The sequence below is a fragment of the Pseudomonas sp. B7(2017) genome (assembly GCF_002112745.1).
GTDB classification, from domain to species: Bacteria; Pseudomonadota; Gammaproteobacteria; order Pseudomonadales; family Pseudomonadaceae; genus Aquipseudomonas; species Aquipseudomonas ekonensis.
The window spans coordinates 92210-107004 of record NZ_NEIP01000009.1 but is presented as its reverse complement, the minus strand read 5'-3'; the positions used below and the strand labels follow the sequence as shown (position 1 = coordinate 107004).

The 14795-nt window shown below is 64.4% G+C and carries 13 protein-coding genes and 1 pseudogene; 7 read left to right on the top strand and 7 right to left on the bottom strand.

Translation table 11 applies throughout. The features are described from left to right. Positions 1-24: 24 nt before the first annotated feature. Positions 25-432: an RNA-binding S4 domain-containing protein gene (locus tag CAG29_RS18075; RefSeq protein ID WP_085581962.1), complete on the top strand. Its 408-nt coding sequence runs from the start codon at positions 25-27 to the stop codon at positions 430-432. An 87-nt stretch (positions 433-519) separates the two neighbouring features. On the opposite strand, the gene CAG29_RS18070 is transcribed toward CAG29_RS18075, so the two are convergent. Continuing rightward, a complete protein-coding gene (locus CAG29_RS18070; protein WP_085631903.1) occupies positions 520-1320 on the bottom strand; it encodes a phosphatase PAP2 family protein in 801 nt (266 codons plus the stop codon). A gap of 103 nt (positions 1321-1423) precedes the next feature. Here CAG29_RS18070 and hslO point away from each other — a divergent pair, with 103 nt between their 5' ends. Further along, positions 1424-2326 (top strand): Hsp33 family molecular chaperone HslO, encoded by a 903-nt coding sequence (hslO, locus tag CAG29_RS18065; RefSeq protein WP_085581958.1) that lies wholly within the window; start codon positions 1424-1426, stop codon positions 2324-2326. Positions 2327-2507: 181 nt separating this feature from the next. Then, positions 2508-4049 (top strand): phosphoenolpyruvate carboxykinase, encoded by a 1542-nt coding sequence (locus CAG29_RS18060; protein WP_085581956.1) that lies wholly within the window; start codon positions 2508-2510, stop codon positions 4047-4049. A gap of 135 nt (positions 4050-4184) precedes the next feature. Here the strand turns inward: CAG29_RS18060 and CAG29_RS18055 are convergent, their stop codons facing one another. Both CAG29_RS18055 and CAG29_RS18050 read right to left on the bottom strand, forming a co-directional pair. Then, complete coding sequence (locus CAG29_RS18055) at positions 4185-5312, bottom strand: hypothetical protein (protein ID WP_085694915.1); 1128 nt, start codon at positions 5310-5312, stop codon at positions 4185-4187. A gap of 97 nt (positions 5313-5409) precedes the next feature. Continuing rightward, a complete protein-coding gene (locus CAG29_RS18050) occupies positions 5410-5697 on the bottom strand; it encodes a hypothetical protein (RefSeq protein ID WP_170930018.1) in 288 nt (95 codons plus the stop codon). Between the two features lie 283 nt (positions 5698-5980). Here CAG29_RS18050 and CAG29_RS18045 point away from each other — a divergent pair, with 283 nt between their 5' ends. Continuing rightward, complete coding sequence (locus CAG29_RS18045; RefSeq protein WP_085656673.1) at positions 5981-6484, top strand: polysaccharide deacetylase; 504 nt, start codon at positions 5981-5983, stop codon at positions 6482-6484. Between the two features lie 13 nt (positions 6485-6497). Here CAG29_RS18045 and CAG29_RS28800 read toward each other — a convergent pair whose 3' ends face one another. Beyond that, positions 6498-6629, bottom strand: coding sequence for a hypothetical protein (locus tag CAG29_RS28800; RefSeq protein WP_256576451.1), 132 nt, complete (start codon positions 6627-6629; stop codon positions 6498-6500). Between the two features lie 252 nt (positions 6630-6881). Between CAG29_RS28800 and CAG29_RS18040 the strand changes: the two are divergent. The 3 genes and pseudogenes from CAG29_RS18040 to CAG29_RS18030 all read left to right on the top strand — a co-directional run. Next, positions 6882-8804 (top strand): annotated as a pseudogene (locus CAG29_RS18040) (ATP-dependent DNA helicase RecQ); the annotation flags it as partial. Positions 8805-9034: 230 nt separating this feature from the next. Continuing rightward, positions 9035-10261 (top strand): 3-hydroxyacyl-CoA dehydrogenase, encoded by a 1227-nt coding sequence (locus tag CAG29_RS18035; protein ID WP_085639434.1) that lies wholly within the window; start codon positions 9035-9037, stop codon positions 10259-10261. 83 nt (positions 10262-10344) lie between these two features. Continuing rightward, entirely contained in the window at positions 10345-10776 is a 432-nt protein-coding gene (locus CAG29_RS18030) for a thioesterase family protein (RefSeq protein WP_085581946.1), read from the top strand. A 66-nt stretch (positions 10777-10842) separates the two neighbouring features. On the opposite strand, the gene CAG29_RS18025 is transcribed toward CAG29_RS18030, so the two are convergent. The 3 genes from CAG29_RS18025 to fdhD all read right to left on the bottom strand — a co-directional run bounded on the left by CAG29_RS18025 (position 10843) and on the right by fdhD (position 14746). Then, positions 10843-11322: a YMGG-like glycine zipper-containing protein gene (locus tag CAG29_RS18025; RefSeq protein ID WP_085581944.1), complete on the bottom strand. Its 480-nt coding sequence runs from the start codon at positions 11320-11322 to the stop codon at positions 10843-10845. Between the two features lie 239 nt (positions 11323-11561). Further along, positions 11562-13910: an FdhF/YdeP family oxidoreductase gene (locus CAG29_RS18020; RefSeq protein WP_085694913.1), complete on the bottom strand. Its 2349-nt coding sequence runs from the start codon at positions 13908-13910 to the stop codon at positions 11562-11564. Continuing rightward, positions 13907-14746, bottom strand: a complete 840-nt coding sequence (gene fdhD, locus CAG29_RS18015) for a formate dehydrogenase accessory sulfurtransferase FdhD (RefSeq protein ID WP_085694912.1) — start codon at positions 14744-14746, stop codon at positions 13907-13909. The genes CAG29_RS18020 and fdhD overlap by 4 nt, the downstream gene beginning before the upstream one ends. Positions 14747-14795 lie beyond the last annotated feature (49 nt).

The following is a 14795-nucleotide window of genomic DNA, read 5'->3' as shown; positions in this document are numbered from 1 at the left end:
AATATTTCAGAATGAGGAAAATCCATGGCACAAAAAAGCGAAGAGGACGACAAGGTCCGTCTCGACAAATGGCTGTGGGCGGCGCGGTTCTACAAAACCCGTGCGTTGGCCAAGGCGGCCATCGAGAGCGGCAAGGTGCATTGTCGGGGGGAGCGTTGCAAGCCTGGCAAAGAGCCACGCATCGGCGATGAATTCGAGATCCGCACCGGCTTCGATGAGCGCACGGTGGTGGTTCAGGCCTTGTCGATCGTGCGCCGCGGCGCGCCCGAGGCGCAGACGCTGTATGCCGAGACCGACGCCAGCGTCGCCAAGCGCGAAGCGGCAGCGGCGATGCGCAAGGCCGGCGCGCTGGGGGTGAGCACCGACGGCAAGCCGAGCAAGAAACAGCGGCGGGATCTGTTCAAGTTTCGTGGGAGCAGCAGCGGCGAATAGCGCCGCTGTTTCGTTGGATTCAGGGCAGGCCCGGTCGAACGCTGTTCGACCAGTGCGGGAGCGAGCCTGCCCGCTCCCGAGGCAGTATCAGATGCCGCGCACCACACTCATCCGCGACACCACCGGCAACTTGCCCAGCAGGGCGAAGACCGGCGCCGTCACCTTCAGCCAGAAGTTCGCGGCATGGTGCGCGAACGGCGTGTAGTAGCCCCAGCCCAGCGCCCACACGGCCAGCAGCAGGCCGCCGATGTAGTCGTCCTGGCCCCAATGCGCGCCGGCCACCAGCCGCGGCAGCATGAACAGCAGCGCCAGGCCCCAGACCGTCAGGCGCTGGCCGGCGGTGCGGCTGAACACGCCCATGAACAGCGCCCAGATCAGCAGCACCGAAGCGTGGTCACCGGGGAAGCTCTGGCTTGAACGGTCCTTCAGCTCCCAGGTCTTTTCCAGGTGCGGGAAGAAATCGCTGATGTGCACCGCCCCCTCCAGCACCATCGACGGGCTGCTGTGCTGCCAGCCCATGTGGTCGGCGAACTTGGAGAACAGAGCGCGGATGACCACCATCAGCAGCAGGATCGAGAAGAAACCGAAGAAGGCGCGGCGCACGTCGGTGGCCTTGAAGACCCAGTCGCCCTTGATCAGCAGTGTCAGGAGGATCAGGCCGACCACGATGTCGAAAGGGCGCAGACTTGCAATTGCCCAGATGTGGAGCCATATGGGGTTGCTGGCCAATGGCGCGTTGAGTGAGCGGAACAGCCACTCGTCGAAAACCGAACACAGCATCTGGCCCGTAGGCCATAACCAGAAAGCCAGCAGTGCCAACGGCACCGCGTTGCACAGAACCAGCCGGCCGAGGTTCCACCTTGATTGGAACAAACCCGGATTGTTCATAAAATGCCTCCCGTGGCAGAACAGGCGCACCAAAAAGGGTGCCAAGAAGCGCAAATTTTCATCTTTTGTAACCATTTTGTCATCTTATTCAGATACCGAGCCCATGACCGATTTCCCGGATACCGACTACACCCAACGCTTCATCTTCGATGACAGCGACACCCGCGGCGAACTGGTGGCGCTGGAGCGCAGCTACGCCGAAGTCCTCGCCAAGCACCCCTATCCGGAGCCGGTGGCGCAGCTGCTGGGCGAGCTCATGGCGGCCGCCTCGCTGCTGGTGGGCACCCTCAAATTCGACGGTCTGCTGATCCTTCAGGCCCGCTCCGAAGGCCCGGTGCCGCTGCTGATGATCGAGTGCTCCAGCGAGCGCGAGATCCGTGGCCTGGCCCGCTACCACGCCGATCAGATCGCGCCGAACGCGTCCCTGGCCGACCTGATGCCCAACGGCGTGCTGGCCCTGACCGTCGACCCGACCGCCGGCCAGCGCTACCAGGGCATCGTCGACCTCGACGGCGAGACCCTGTCCGACTGCTTCACCAACTACTTCGTCATGTCCCAGCAGGTGGGCACCCGCTTCAAGCTGTACGCCGACGGCCGTCGCGCCCGTGGCCTGCTGCTGCAGCAACTGCCGGCCGACCGCCTGAAGGACGAAGAGGAGCGCGCCGCGAGCTGGCAGCACATCACTGCGCTGGCCAGCACCCTGACCGCCGACGAACTGCTGAGCCTGGACAACGAAACCGTGCTCCATCGCCTCTACCATGAAGAGCAGGTGCGCCTGTTCGACGTGCAGAAACTGCGTTTCCGCTGCAGCTGCTCCCGGGAGCGTTCGGGCAATGCGCTGGTCAGTCTGGGTCTTGAGGATGCGCAGCAGTTGGTGGCCGAACACGGCGGCCAGGTCGAGATCGATTGCCAGTTCTGCAACGAGCGCTACCTGTTCGACGCGGCGGACATCGCTCAATTGTTCGCCGGCGCGGGTGTCGAGACACCGTCAGATACCCGGCACTAAAACGGTTCAGCGCAGGTAAATTCACTGCCCGGCGACGGATTAACGCCGTTACGACGGGAGGGCCCTACTCTTTTTGGGCTTTTCTGGCATAATCCGGCGCACTTTTTTCGCGGTAGTAGTGCACGACTTTCTACTACAAAACGTTTGGAGCACACTCGGCCACTGGCCGACGGGGAAACTCATGACGCAAGCCAATAACGCCGTGTACACCGATCTGAGTGTTGATGATCTGGTAAAAGAAGCCCTGAAACGCGGTGAGGGCGAGCTTGCCGATACCGGCGCCCTGGTTGTCCGCACCGGTCACCGCACCGGCCGTTCGCCAGTCGACCGTTTCATCGTTGAAGAGCCTTCCACCCAGGCCGCCATCGCCTGGGGCCCGATCAACCGCAAGTTCCCGGCCGACAAGTTCGACGCGCTGTGGGCCCGGGTCGAAGCCTTCAACAATGCGCAAGAGCACTTCGTTTCCCACGTGCATGTAGGCGCGGCGGCCGAGCACTACCTGGCCGTGAAGATGACCACCCAGACCGCCTGGCAGAACCTGTTCGGCCGTTGCCTGTTCATCAACCCTGCGCAATACAACCCGGCCGGCCGCGACGAGTGGCAAGTGCTCAACGTCGCCAACTTCGAGTGCGTGCCGGAGCGTGACGGCACCAACTCCGACGGTTGCGTGATCATCAACTTCGCCCAGAAGAAAGTGCTGATCGCCGGCATGCGTTACGCCGGTGAAATGAAGAAAGCCATGTTCTCCGTGCAGAACTTCCTGCTGCCGGCCGCCGACGTGCTGCCGATGCACTGCGCCGCCAACATCGGCGAAGAAGGCGACGTGACCCTGTTCTTCGGTCTGTCCGGCACCGGCAAGACCACCCTGTCCGCCGACGAAAGCCGTTACCTGATCGGTGACGACGAACACGGCTGGGGCGAAGGCGTGGTGTTCAACATCGAAGGCGGTTGCTATGCCAAGTGCATCGACCTGTCCGAGAAGAACGAGCCGGTGATCTGGAAAGCCATCAAGCACGGCGCGGTGCTGGAGAACGTCGTCATCGACGACGCCAAGCACGCCGACTACGCCGATGTCAGCCTGACCCAGAACAGCCGCGCAGCCTACCCGCTGGAGCACGTCGCCAAGCGTTCCGAGAAGAACCTGGGCGGCGAGCCGAACGCCGTGATCTTCCTGACCTGCGACCTGACCGGCGTTCTGCCGCCGGTGTCGATCCTGAACAACGAGCAGGCGGCCTACCACTTCCTGTCCGGCTACACCGCTCTGGTGGGCTCGACTGAAATGGGTTCGGGCAGCGGCATCAAGTCGACCTTCTCCACCTGCTTCGGCGCACCGTTCTTCCCGCGTCCGGCAGGCGAGTACGCCGAGCTGCTGATCAAGCGCATCAAGGGCTTCAACTCAAAGGTCTACCTGGTCAACACCGGCTGGACCGGCGGTGGCTACGGCGTCGGCAAACGCTTCAACATCCCGACCACCCGTGCGGTGATCGCAGCGATCCAGAGCGGCGCGCTGATCGGTGCCGAAACCGAGCACCTGGACACCATCAACCTGGACGTGCCGCTGGCCGTGCCGGGCGTCGAAACCAACCTGCTCAACCCGCGCAACACCTGGGCTGACAAGGCTGCCTACGACGAAGCCGCCAAAGCGTTGGCCGGTCTGTTCATCGAGAACTTCAAGAAGTTCGAAGTGAGCGACGCGATCAAGGCTGCCGGGCCGAAGCTGTAAGGTCTGGTTCTGCGCATGAAGAAGCCGCCCCTTGGGGCGGCTTTTTTGTGGGCGTCTTCCTTGCCGGATCTTGCCCGCGGCTCGGCGGGCACCGCTGCCCCGCGGGCGGGAAACGACTGTCCGGTGCTATGCACATCAACGGATGTGCCGGTAAGCCTCCACATCCAGCACGCTGGTCGTCAGCCCGCTGCCCGGCGCGTAGATCCCGCCCTTTACCGCCGAGAACCTGACGCCGTTGCTGCCCAGCGAGACATAGCGCTCGCCTTCGTCCAGCTCGGTGAACCAGGTGTAGGAGCATTTCTCCATGAGCTTGTACTTGGCCGCGTCGCGCACCATCGCGTCGCCGTGGCCCTTGAGGGTGGCATCGCTCAGCTTGAGGGGCTTGCTCAACGGGGTGCCCCAGCGTTGCAGGCACACTTCGGCGAAGTGGCGAACCATCAGGCCTGGTTCGGGCAAGGCCTTGGGGCCGCTGACGCCGTCGGCGGACGCGTTGCCGACCAGGGTGGCGTGGCGGCCGGGCATCGGGTAGACATGGGTGCGGGTGCCGACGGCGGTTTGCGGGATCACGCAACTGAAGCCTTTGGAGCGTTCGTCCCGGGCGTAGAACCCGACATACTCTTTCACGTTGCGGTTGAGCTTGATGCGGTGTTCCTGAAAGTTGCTGATGCCCGGCACCGGATCAATGGCGAAGATGTTCACCGGAATGTGGGCAAGTTGCGCATCGTTGTACATCGCATTGGCCAGCATATGGCAACTGATGCCTCCCCGGCTCCAGCCCACGAGATTGACCTGGGTGGGAATGACGCCGTCCTTGCGGAAGGTCTTGATGATCTGTTCCTGAAGGGCTTGTTGGGTAATGCTGCGTTCGCCGTAGTTGTACTTTCGCCAGAACCAGGATCCTTCGGTCTTCACGTCTTCGATGGGAATGCCGGCCGCCTTGAGGCGGTTGTACTCGGCCTCCGTCAGCCGCTGGCGCTGCCAGGTGCATTTGCCCTTGATGACATTGATCGCATGCTGGACGTTCTCCTCCCAGCCTTTGCCGAACAGCGTGCCGCTGAGCCCGTAGTCCTTGTTCTGCACAAACAGTTCGTCGGCCTGCAGGTTGCCGGTGCCGGGGCCGTCGATCACGATCCACTCGGCGAACTCGCGGCCGGTGTGACGGGAGGCGAGGGAGGACACCAACTCGCCGTCCCAGTAGTTGGCATGGGTCGTGTCGAGCCGGGTCGAGCCTGTGCCGCAGAAGAAAATGGTCAAAGTTGTCATGACGTTGCTCTTGTTTGATGTAAGAGCAAGCAGGCTAGTGGTCACCGTTCTGCGGTTGAAGCGATGGATTATTGCCGGGTTTGTGCCGCCTATTGAGTTAGCCGGTATGCCTTAGTTGCTGTTTTGCGACTTCAAGTAGTTCACAACCGTCTTGCGTCAACAAATAAAGGGCATTGACGATGTTGGGGATGTCTTTGACATCCGCTTGCTTGAAACACATGCAGTAAAGGGTTTCCAGCAGATCGCTGGCGGCGCGGATGCGCTGTTGCGCCGCGTCGAGCAGATCGCCGTGGCGGGCCTCGGTGTCGATGACCAGTGTCGGGCTGTCGTTGTAACTGGTCTTGAGGGGACGATAGCGGTCGGGCATCGGGTTGAACGTGTTCATGGCTCGGAGGTGTCCTGTACGAAGTCACGCTTCAGTTGCGCCGGCCACTATAGGAGTGCGGGTGAAGGTGGGACAAGACAGCCGCAATGGACAGACTTTGTAAGGGTTTTACCGGGGATTGAGGATTTGCCCTACGCGTTTTCGCGGCTTTTCAGGGCTAAACCCTTAGCGGTCAAATTTCCTACCCGATTCTCAGGCGATTCTTGTGAAACCTCTGTATGGTGCGCGCCAGAATCCGTAGGGCGTTTCCGTGCGTCCGATACACGCTTAAAGGGAATTGGGTATGCAGTGGCTAAGAATGGCCTCGATCTTGTTGTTGTGGGTGGGCGCTTGCCGCCCGGGCATCGCTTCCGATGCGGGCAATGCGCTGGTGCTGACGAATCTGGAGCGCAGCGGCTGGCCGGACGCGCTGACCAGCCAGGCGAACGTCGATACGGCCTCCCGTGCCGAAGTGCTGATGTTCGCCAAGGCCTTGCTGGCCAGCGAGGCGCTGGACGAGCAGGGGCTGAAGCGGCGCCTGGAGGTGCCGCAGGTGCGCCTGGAGTCGATCCGCCGGGTGCGCGACGGCCTGTGGGAAGGCTTGCTGGGCACCTACCGCAACGCCAGCCTGAACTGCGACGGACAAGCGTTTTGCCCGCGGGTGCGCAATGTCGCCGACCTGCGCCAGTTGGCGGCGGCGTTCACCGGCGACATCAGCCCTGCGCATGCGCTGTGGGCCAGCCGCAGCCAAGGACTGCATGAGCAGACGGTGAACGAGCAACTGCGGGTGGCCTCGCTGCAGCCCTGACGTGCGGCGGGGTCTACGCCGTGCCGGCGGATGCGGGGCCCGCGAGCCCGGCCTGGGGCTGGAAGTCCTCGGGGATCGGTACGCAGCCGTTCAGCAGCGGCGGTGCGATGAGCAAGGCGAGGGTCAAGGTCAGTCTGTGCAGCATGAACGATTCCTTTGCGGATGACGTGCGCACATCCGCCGTCATGGCGCGATGCAGGTAAACGCAGGTCAATGGGCGGCCACCCTAGCCTCCGTCCGGCGCGTCGGCGAGCGGCAAAGTGTGTCTTTTGATGCAGGCGCCGATGCCTTCGGCGGGGCTGTATCATTCCGTATCGATTTGCTTTGCGGGCTCCCTCGACTCGCTGCGGTCGTCCGCTAGGCTGTGGTCACGTCAGCAGTCAAGGAGCGACAGCCCATGCACGACACCCTGAAGCGGGTCTTCGGTTATCCACAGTTCCGTCCCGGCCAGGAGGCCACGGTCAGCGCGGTGCTGGCCGGGCGTCCGGCGGCGGCTATCTTCCCCACAGGCTCGGGCAAGTCGCTGTGCTACCAGTTGCCGGCATTGCTGCTGCCGCACCTCACCCTGGTGATTTCTCCGTTGCTGGCGCTGATGCAGGACCAGTTGGCGTTCCTCGCGCGCCACGGCATTGCGGCCGGCAGCATCGACTCGGCGCAAAGCCGTGACGAGGCCAATGCCGTGATGGCCCGTGCCCGCTCCGGCGAGCTGAAGATCCTGATGGTTTCGGTGGAGCGCCTGAAGAACGAGCGCTTTCGCCATTTCCTCCAGCAGGTGCCGATTTCGCTGCTGGTGGTGGACGAGGCCCATTGCATCTCGGAGTGGGGCCACAACTTCCGGCCCGACTACCTCAAGCTGCCGGACTACCAGCGCCAGTTCGGCATTCCACAGGCCCTGTTGCTGACCGCCACGGCGACGCCGCAGGTGATCGCCGACATGCAGGCCAGGTTCGCCATCGCCGCCGGGGATGTGGTGACCACGGGCTTCTACCGGCCCAACCTCGACCTGCGGGTGGAACCGGTTCAGGGGCAGGACAAGCGCCGCCGGCTGGTGGAATGGATGGGCGAACGTGCGGGCCGGCCGGGTATCGTCTACGTCACCCTGCAAAAGACCGCCGAGCAGATCGCCGAGCATCTGGGCCGTCACGGGATTCCCGCCGAGGCCTATCACGCCGGCTTGCCGGGGGATCGGCGGGAGGCGGTGCAGAAGCGCTTCATGGCCGGGCAGACCCACTGCATCGTCGCCACCATCGCGTTCGGCATGGGCATCGACAAGCGGGACATCCGCCACGTGGTGCATTTCGACCTGCCCAAATCCATCGAGAACTACAGCCAGGAAATCGGCCGCGCCGGGCGTGACGGGCAACGTTCGGAGTGTCTGGTGCTTGCCAACCGCGACAGCCTGAACGTGCTGGAGAACTTCGTGTACGGCGACACGCCGGAACAGGACGGCATCCGTTGCGTGCTGGACGAAGTGCTGGCGGCCGGTCACGGTCAGTGGGAGTTCCTGCAGGGCCCGCTGGCGGATCGGAGCAATATCCGTGCGCTGCCGCTCAAGACACTGTTGGTGCAACTGGAACTTAAGGGGCTGATTGCGCCGCGCTACGCCTATTACGCCGAGTACCGCTTCAAGTACCTGCTGGAGCCGGAGGCGTTGCTGGAGCGTTTCGACGGCGAGCGCCGGGCCTTCGTCGCAGCGCTCATCCAGGCCTCGCCCCGCGCGCGCACCTGGGCCACGGTGGACTTCGACGCCTTGTCCCGACACTACGGCGCCGAGCGGGGCCGGGTGGTGAAGGCGCTGGATCACTTTCAGGAAAAGGGCTGGATCGAGCTGGAAAGCAAGCAGATGACCGAGGTCTACGGCGTGCTGGACAGCGGCTTCGACAGCCAGGCCTTGAGCCGCGAGTTGCATGGACATTTCTCCCGCCACGAGCGAACCGAAGTGGCGCGGATACACGCCATGCTCGAGCTGTTCGCCTCTGAACGCTGCCTGGGGCGCCGACTGGCCGAACACTTCGGCGACCATGACGCGCCGGTGCAGTGCGGGCACTGTTCGGTATGCAACGGCCAGGTCGCAACGCTCCCCTTGCCGCCGAAGCTGCCGGCGCTTGTGGATAAGTCGTTCGCGGCATTGTGCGGGGCTTTTATCCACAGGCACGGACAGCACACGGGCAACCCACCTTCGGCGCAGCGGCTGACCCGGTTTCTCTGCGGCATCGGCGCGCCGTTGTTCACCAAGCTCAAGGCGCGGACGATCGCCGGCCATGGGGCACTGGAAGCCTATCCCTATGCCGAGGTGCGCGCCTGGGTGGAGCGGCACCTGTCCGGTGGCTCCGACGCTGCGGTGATCGCAGGCTCCGCATTCACCCATGATCCCTGTGAGAGCCATCCGGCCGGCGAAGGCTTCAGCCCAGGCGCCGCACGGCTGAGTCAAGACGGTGGCGTGGCCGCATCCATCCGCTGAATGTCGATCATCACGGGAACGGGCTTCTAAAACGGCCGTCGGTTGACTAGGGTGAAACCTGTCTTCGGGTCGCCAACAAGAGAACCGCAATGAGCCAGACATCCTTCGAAATCCGCCAGGCTGCCGTGATCGGCGCCGGCACCATGGGCCGCGGCATCGTCATGTGCCTGGCCAATGCCGGCGTGGCGGTGCAGTGGGTCGACAACAATCCGCAGATGCTGGAGCAGGCGCTGGCCGCAGTGGCCGACACCTATGCCCACAACGTGCGCCAGGGGCGCATCGGGCAGGACGAGGCCGACGCCCGTGTCGCCCGCATCACCTCGGCGGCGGACTACATCGCGATCCGCAATGTCGATCTGGTGATCGAAGCGGTGTACGAAAACCTGGAGCTCAAGCAGAAGATCTTCCGCGAGCTCGACGGCCTGCTCAAGCCCGGGGCGCTGCTGGCCAGCAACACCTCGGCGCTGGACATCGATGCGATCGCCGCCGCGACGCGGCGGCCGGCCCAGGTGCTGGGCCTGCATTTCTTCAGCCCGGCGCACATCATGAAACTGCTGGAGATCGTGCGCGGCGCGCAGACCTCGCCGGCGGTGCTGGAGGCAGCGCTGGCGCTGGGGGCGCGCATGGGCAAGGTCAGTGTGGTCTCGGGCAATTGCCACGGTTTCATCGGCAACCGCATGCTGCACCCGTATGTGCTTGAAGCCCGCAAGATGCTGCTGGAGGGCGCTTATCCACAACAGGTCGACGCCGCCTTGCAGGGCTTCGGCTTCGCCATGGGCCCGTTTCGCATGTATGACGTGGTCGGCATCGACCTGGAGTGGCGGGCCCGGGAGTTGGCCGGCAAGGGACAGGACGCCCCGGAGATCCAGGTGGACAACCGCTTGTGCGAACTCGGGCGGTTCGGCCAGAAATCCGGCAGCGGCTACTACCGCTATGAGCCGGGCAGCCGGCAGGCCGAGCATGATCCGGAGGTGGACGCGCTGGTGCTGGAGGTCAGCGAACGGCTGGGCTTCCATCGTCGCGTGATCGGGCCTGAGGAGGTTCTGGAGCGGTGCTTGCTGGCGCTGGTCAACGAGGGGGCGAAGATCCTTCAGGAAGGCATTGCCCGCTGCGCCCATGACATCGATCTGGTGTACCTGAACGGCTACGGTTTCCCGGCGGACAAGGGCGGGCCGATGGCCTGGGCGGATTCCCAGGGGCTGGCGGACATCCACCAGCGCTTGCTGGCGTTGGAGACACGGCAGGGGGATCAGTGGAAGCCGGCGCGGTTGATCGGTGAGCTGGCGGCGCAGGGCAAGGGATTCGCCGATGACTGAGTCCCCGTCGCGAGCTTGCCGGCGATTGGGAACGGCACGGATTTGACCTTAGACTCACCACCCGACTTCAGGAACTGACACCGATGTCCAACCCGATGCCGCAACGCAGCGACTACCCGCACTTCCAGCCGATCACCACCCGCTGGCACGATAACGACGCTTACGGTCACGTCAACAACGTCACCTATTACAGCTTCTTCGATACGGCGGTGAACACGTACCTGATCCAGGTGGGCGGGTTGGATATCCATGACGGGGAGGTCGTGGGGTTCGTGGTCAGCTCGTCGTGCGACTACTTCGCCTCGATCGCGTTTCCGGACCTGATCGAAGTCGGCCTGCGGGTCGGCAAGCTGGGCAACAGTTCGGTGCAGTACGAACTGGCGGTGTTCAAGGCCGGCGAAAGCGAAGCCTGCGCCGCCGGACAGTTCGTCCATGTGTTCGTCGACCGGGCCAGCAACCGGCCTGCGCCGATTCCGCCGCAACTGCGGCAGGCACTGGAAGGCCTGGTGGTGTGACAGGCAAAAAAAACGCAGCCTTCAGGCTGCGTTTCTCGGTTCACCGGGCAACGGGGCGCTGAGGCCTCAGTCGCGGTAGTAGCGGTGATGCTTGCGGTGGCCGTAGGCGTGGCCACGGCCAGGGTGATGGTCGCGGTAGTAGCGACGGTCATCGTGACGGCGGTCGTAACGACGGTCGTCGTCATCGCTCTTGTTGCCCATGTAGTTACCCAGCGCGCCGCCGGCGCCGCCGCCTGCCGCTGCGCCGATCAGGCTGCCGGTGGTGCCGCCCATGCTGCGGCCGACCACGTTGCCGCCGGCTGCGCCCAGCGCACCGCCGATGGCGGCTTCGCCGCGGCTGCGTTTGTCTGCGCCGACCGCACTGCCGCCTGCGCCGCCCAGGGCCGCGCCGATGGTGGAGCCGGTGCTGCCGCCCAAGGACTGGCCGACGACCGAACCAAGCACCCCGCCCAATGCGCCGCCCACGCCTGCTTCAGCGGTGCCTCCGGCAGAGGCGACGCCACTGACCAGGCCAAGGGACAACAAGAGAATCGAGGAGAACTTCATAGCGGAGCCTCAAAGGGATGACGGCGCGATCCTGAGGCTGTGGAATAGGCGTGACAATCAAAATCCGACGAGTAGCACGACTTGTGCACAATTCGCTAAGTTATTGTTTTTTGGTTGGAACTTAACCGATTTTCACCGGTCTTTAGCTACTTCGAAGAGGCCGCTTTCATGCAGAAGCGGCCTTTTTTGTGGGCGTTCGAAAATGCGCCGGGGCGCGGGAGCGAGCGCCCTCATCACCATTACGCAGACTTGGACATGATCAGCCCGGTTTCGCTCGCAGCCTCCAGGCGGATCGCGATGAACTTCGAAGTCGGCGTATGGCTGCCGTCGCCGACGCTTTCCAGCGGCACCAGCGGGTTCACTTCCGGGTAGTAGGCCGCCGCCTGGCCGGCGGGAATGTCGAACGCCAAGAGGGTGAAGCCCTTCACCCGACGCTCGCGGCCGTCTTCCCACAGCGACACGATGTCGGCCTTCTGGCCCGGCTTGAAGCCCAGGCGGATGATGTCGGCTTCGTTGGCGAACAGCACGTCGCGCTGGCCCTTCACGCCGCGGTAGCGGTCGTCGAGGCCATAGATGGTGGTGTTGTACTGATCGTGGGAACGCATCGACTGCAGGATCAGGTCCGGCAGTTGCCCCGTGGCGCGGGTGCGTTCGTGGATCAGATCCTTGGGCAGGGCGTTGGCCTTGAAGTTGGCGCGGCCCGAGGCGGTGTTCCACTTGCGGGCGCCGGCGGTGTTGCCGAGGTAGAAGCCGCCCGGGTGCTTGACCTTCTCGTTGAAGTCCTTGAAGGCCGGAATGGTGTCGGCGATCAGGTCGCGGATGCGCCGGTAGTCGGCCACCAGCCAGTTCCAGTCCACGGGCTTGCTGCCCAGTGTCGCGGCGGCGATGCCGGCGATGATCGACGGTTCCGAACGCATCTGGTTCGACAGCGGCTGCAACTGGCCGGTGGAGGCGTGCACCATGCTGAAGGAGTCTTCCACGGTGACCGCTTGCGGGCCTTCGCCCTGCAGGTCGATGTCGGTGCGGCCCAGGCACGGCAGGATCAGCGCGTCCTTGCCGTGGGCCAGGTGGCTGCGGTTGAGCTTGGTGCTGATCTGCACGGTCAGGTCGCAGTTGCGCAGGGCCTGGAAGGTGCGCGGGCTGTCCGGGGTGGCCTGGGCGAAGTTGCCGCCCAGACCGATGAACACCTTGGCGCGGCCTTCGGCCATGGCGTGGATCGCCTCGACCACGTTGTGGCCGTTGTGGCGTGGCACCTTGAACTGGAAGCGCCGCTCCAGGGCGTCGAGGAACGCCGCCGGCGGACGTTCGTTGATGCCCATGGTGCGGTCGCCCTGCACGTTGCTGTGGCCGCGCACCGGGCACAGGCCGGCGCCGGGCCTGCCGATGTTGCCGCGCAGCAGCATCAGGTTGGCGATTTCCTGGATGGTCGGCACCGAGTGGCGGTGCTGAGTGATGCCCATCGCCCAGCACATGATCACGTTCTTGCCCTTGGCGTACATCCGCGCGGCCCGTTCGATCTCCACCAGGGTCAGGCCCGATTGCGCAACGATCTGTTCCCACGGCGTGTCGTCGACGACGGCCAGGTAATCCAGCACGTTGACGCTGTGTTCATTGAGGAAGCCGTGGTCGAACACGGCGGGGGCACCGGCCTTCTGCGCATCGCGCTCCCATTGCAGCAGGAACTTGGCCATGCCGCGCAGCACCGCCATGTCGCCGCCCAGGGCCGGACGGAAATACGCGGTGTTGGTCGGCTTGTCGCCGTTGGTCAGCATCTCCAGCGGATGCTGCGGGTGCTGGAAGCGTTCCAGGCCACGTTCCTTCAACGGGTTGATGCACACCACCTGGGCGCCGCGCTTGACCGCCTCGCGCAGCGGTTCGAGCATCCGCGGGTGGTTGGTGCCGGGGTTCTGGCCCCAGACGAAAATCGCATCGGCATGCTCGAAGTCGTCGAAGGTCACGGTGCCCTTGCCGACGCCGACACTCTGCGCCAGCGCCACGCCGCTGGCCTCATGGCACATGTTCGAGCAGTCGGGGAAGTTGTTGGTGCCGTAGGCGCGCACGAACAGCTGATAGAGGTACGCCGCTTCGTTGCTGGCCCGGCCCGAGGTGTAGAACTCGGCCTGATCCGGGCTCGACAGGGCTTGCAGGTGCCTGCCGATCAACGCGAAGGCGTCGTCCCAGGCGATGGCCTTGTAGCGGTCGGTCTCGGCGTCGTACACCATCGGCTCGGTCAGGCGGCCCTGGTACTCCAGCCAGTAGTCGCTCTGCTCCAGCAGCGAGGTGACGCTGTGCTTGGCGAAGAACTTCGCGTCCACCCGGCGCTTGGTCGCTTCCCAGTTCACGGCCTTGGCGCCGTTCTCGCAGAACTTCACCATCCCGCTTTCCGGCGAATCGCCCCAGGCGCAGCCGGGGCAGTCGAAGCCGCCGTTCTGGTTGGTCTTGAGCATCATGCGCAGGTTCTTCAGCGCGTTGTCGCTGGTCAGCCAGGCCTGGGCCACGCTGATCAGGGCGCCCCAGCCGCCGGCCGGGCCTTTGTACGGCTTGTAGCGCGGGACGGGTTTCTGGTCGGCTTGATGATGTTGGCTCACAGGTGTTTCTCCCTTTCTGGGCTGTACACCCGCGGCGCGTTCTTCTGCGGCAGGTGGATGAGATTGAGGTTGTGCCGGCGGGCCCACTGCACCGCGAGGCCGGTGGGCGCCGACAGGCTGACGAGGGTCTGGATGCCGGCCCGCAGGACTTTCTGGATCAGTTCTAGGCTGCAGCGGCTGGTGACGATCGCCGCACCGCCGGCTGTGGAAATCTTTTGCCGCACCAGGCCGCCGATCAGCTTGTCGAGGGCGTTGTGCCGGCCGATGTCTTCGCGGCCCAGCAGCAGCTCGCCATTGGCGTTCATGAACACCGCCGCATGCACGGCGCCGCAGTGCTGGCCCAGCGGCTGGAACTCGCTGATGCGCTGGCGCAGGCCGTCGAGCCACTGCGGCGGCGGCAAGGGCGCGCCGGGCAGTTCGGCGAGTTCGGGCAGCGCCTGTTCCACCGCTTCCACGCCGCACAACCCGCAGCCGCTGGTGCCGGCCAGTTGCCGACGCTGTTGCTTGAGGTTCCAGAAGGCGCGGTTGGCGATGGTCACCTGCGCGTACTGCGCCTGGCCCGAGCCGGTCAGTTGCAGGTCATAGATGTCGGTGGCGTCTTCGATGATGCCGCTGCCCAGGCTGAAGCCGACGATGAAGTCTTCCAGGTCGGTCGGGCTCACCAGCATGACGGCCTGGCTGATGCCGTTGTAGGCGATCGCCAAGGCGACTTCCTCGGCCAGGGCGGTGGCGGCCGATTCGTTTTGGAGAAGGTCGCTGTAGCTGTAGGTGCGGCTCGCGGCGGGCGCGCCTGTTTCGACAGCAGGCGCCGCGCAGGCAGGGCGCTTGGCGTTCATGGCATCACCGACGGATTGATCAACGTTAAGCCTAGGCGCGTCAAGTTGT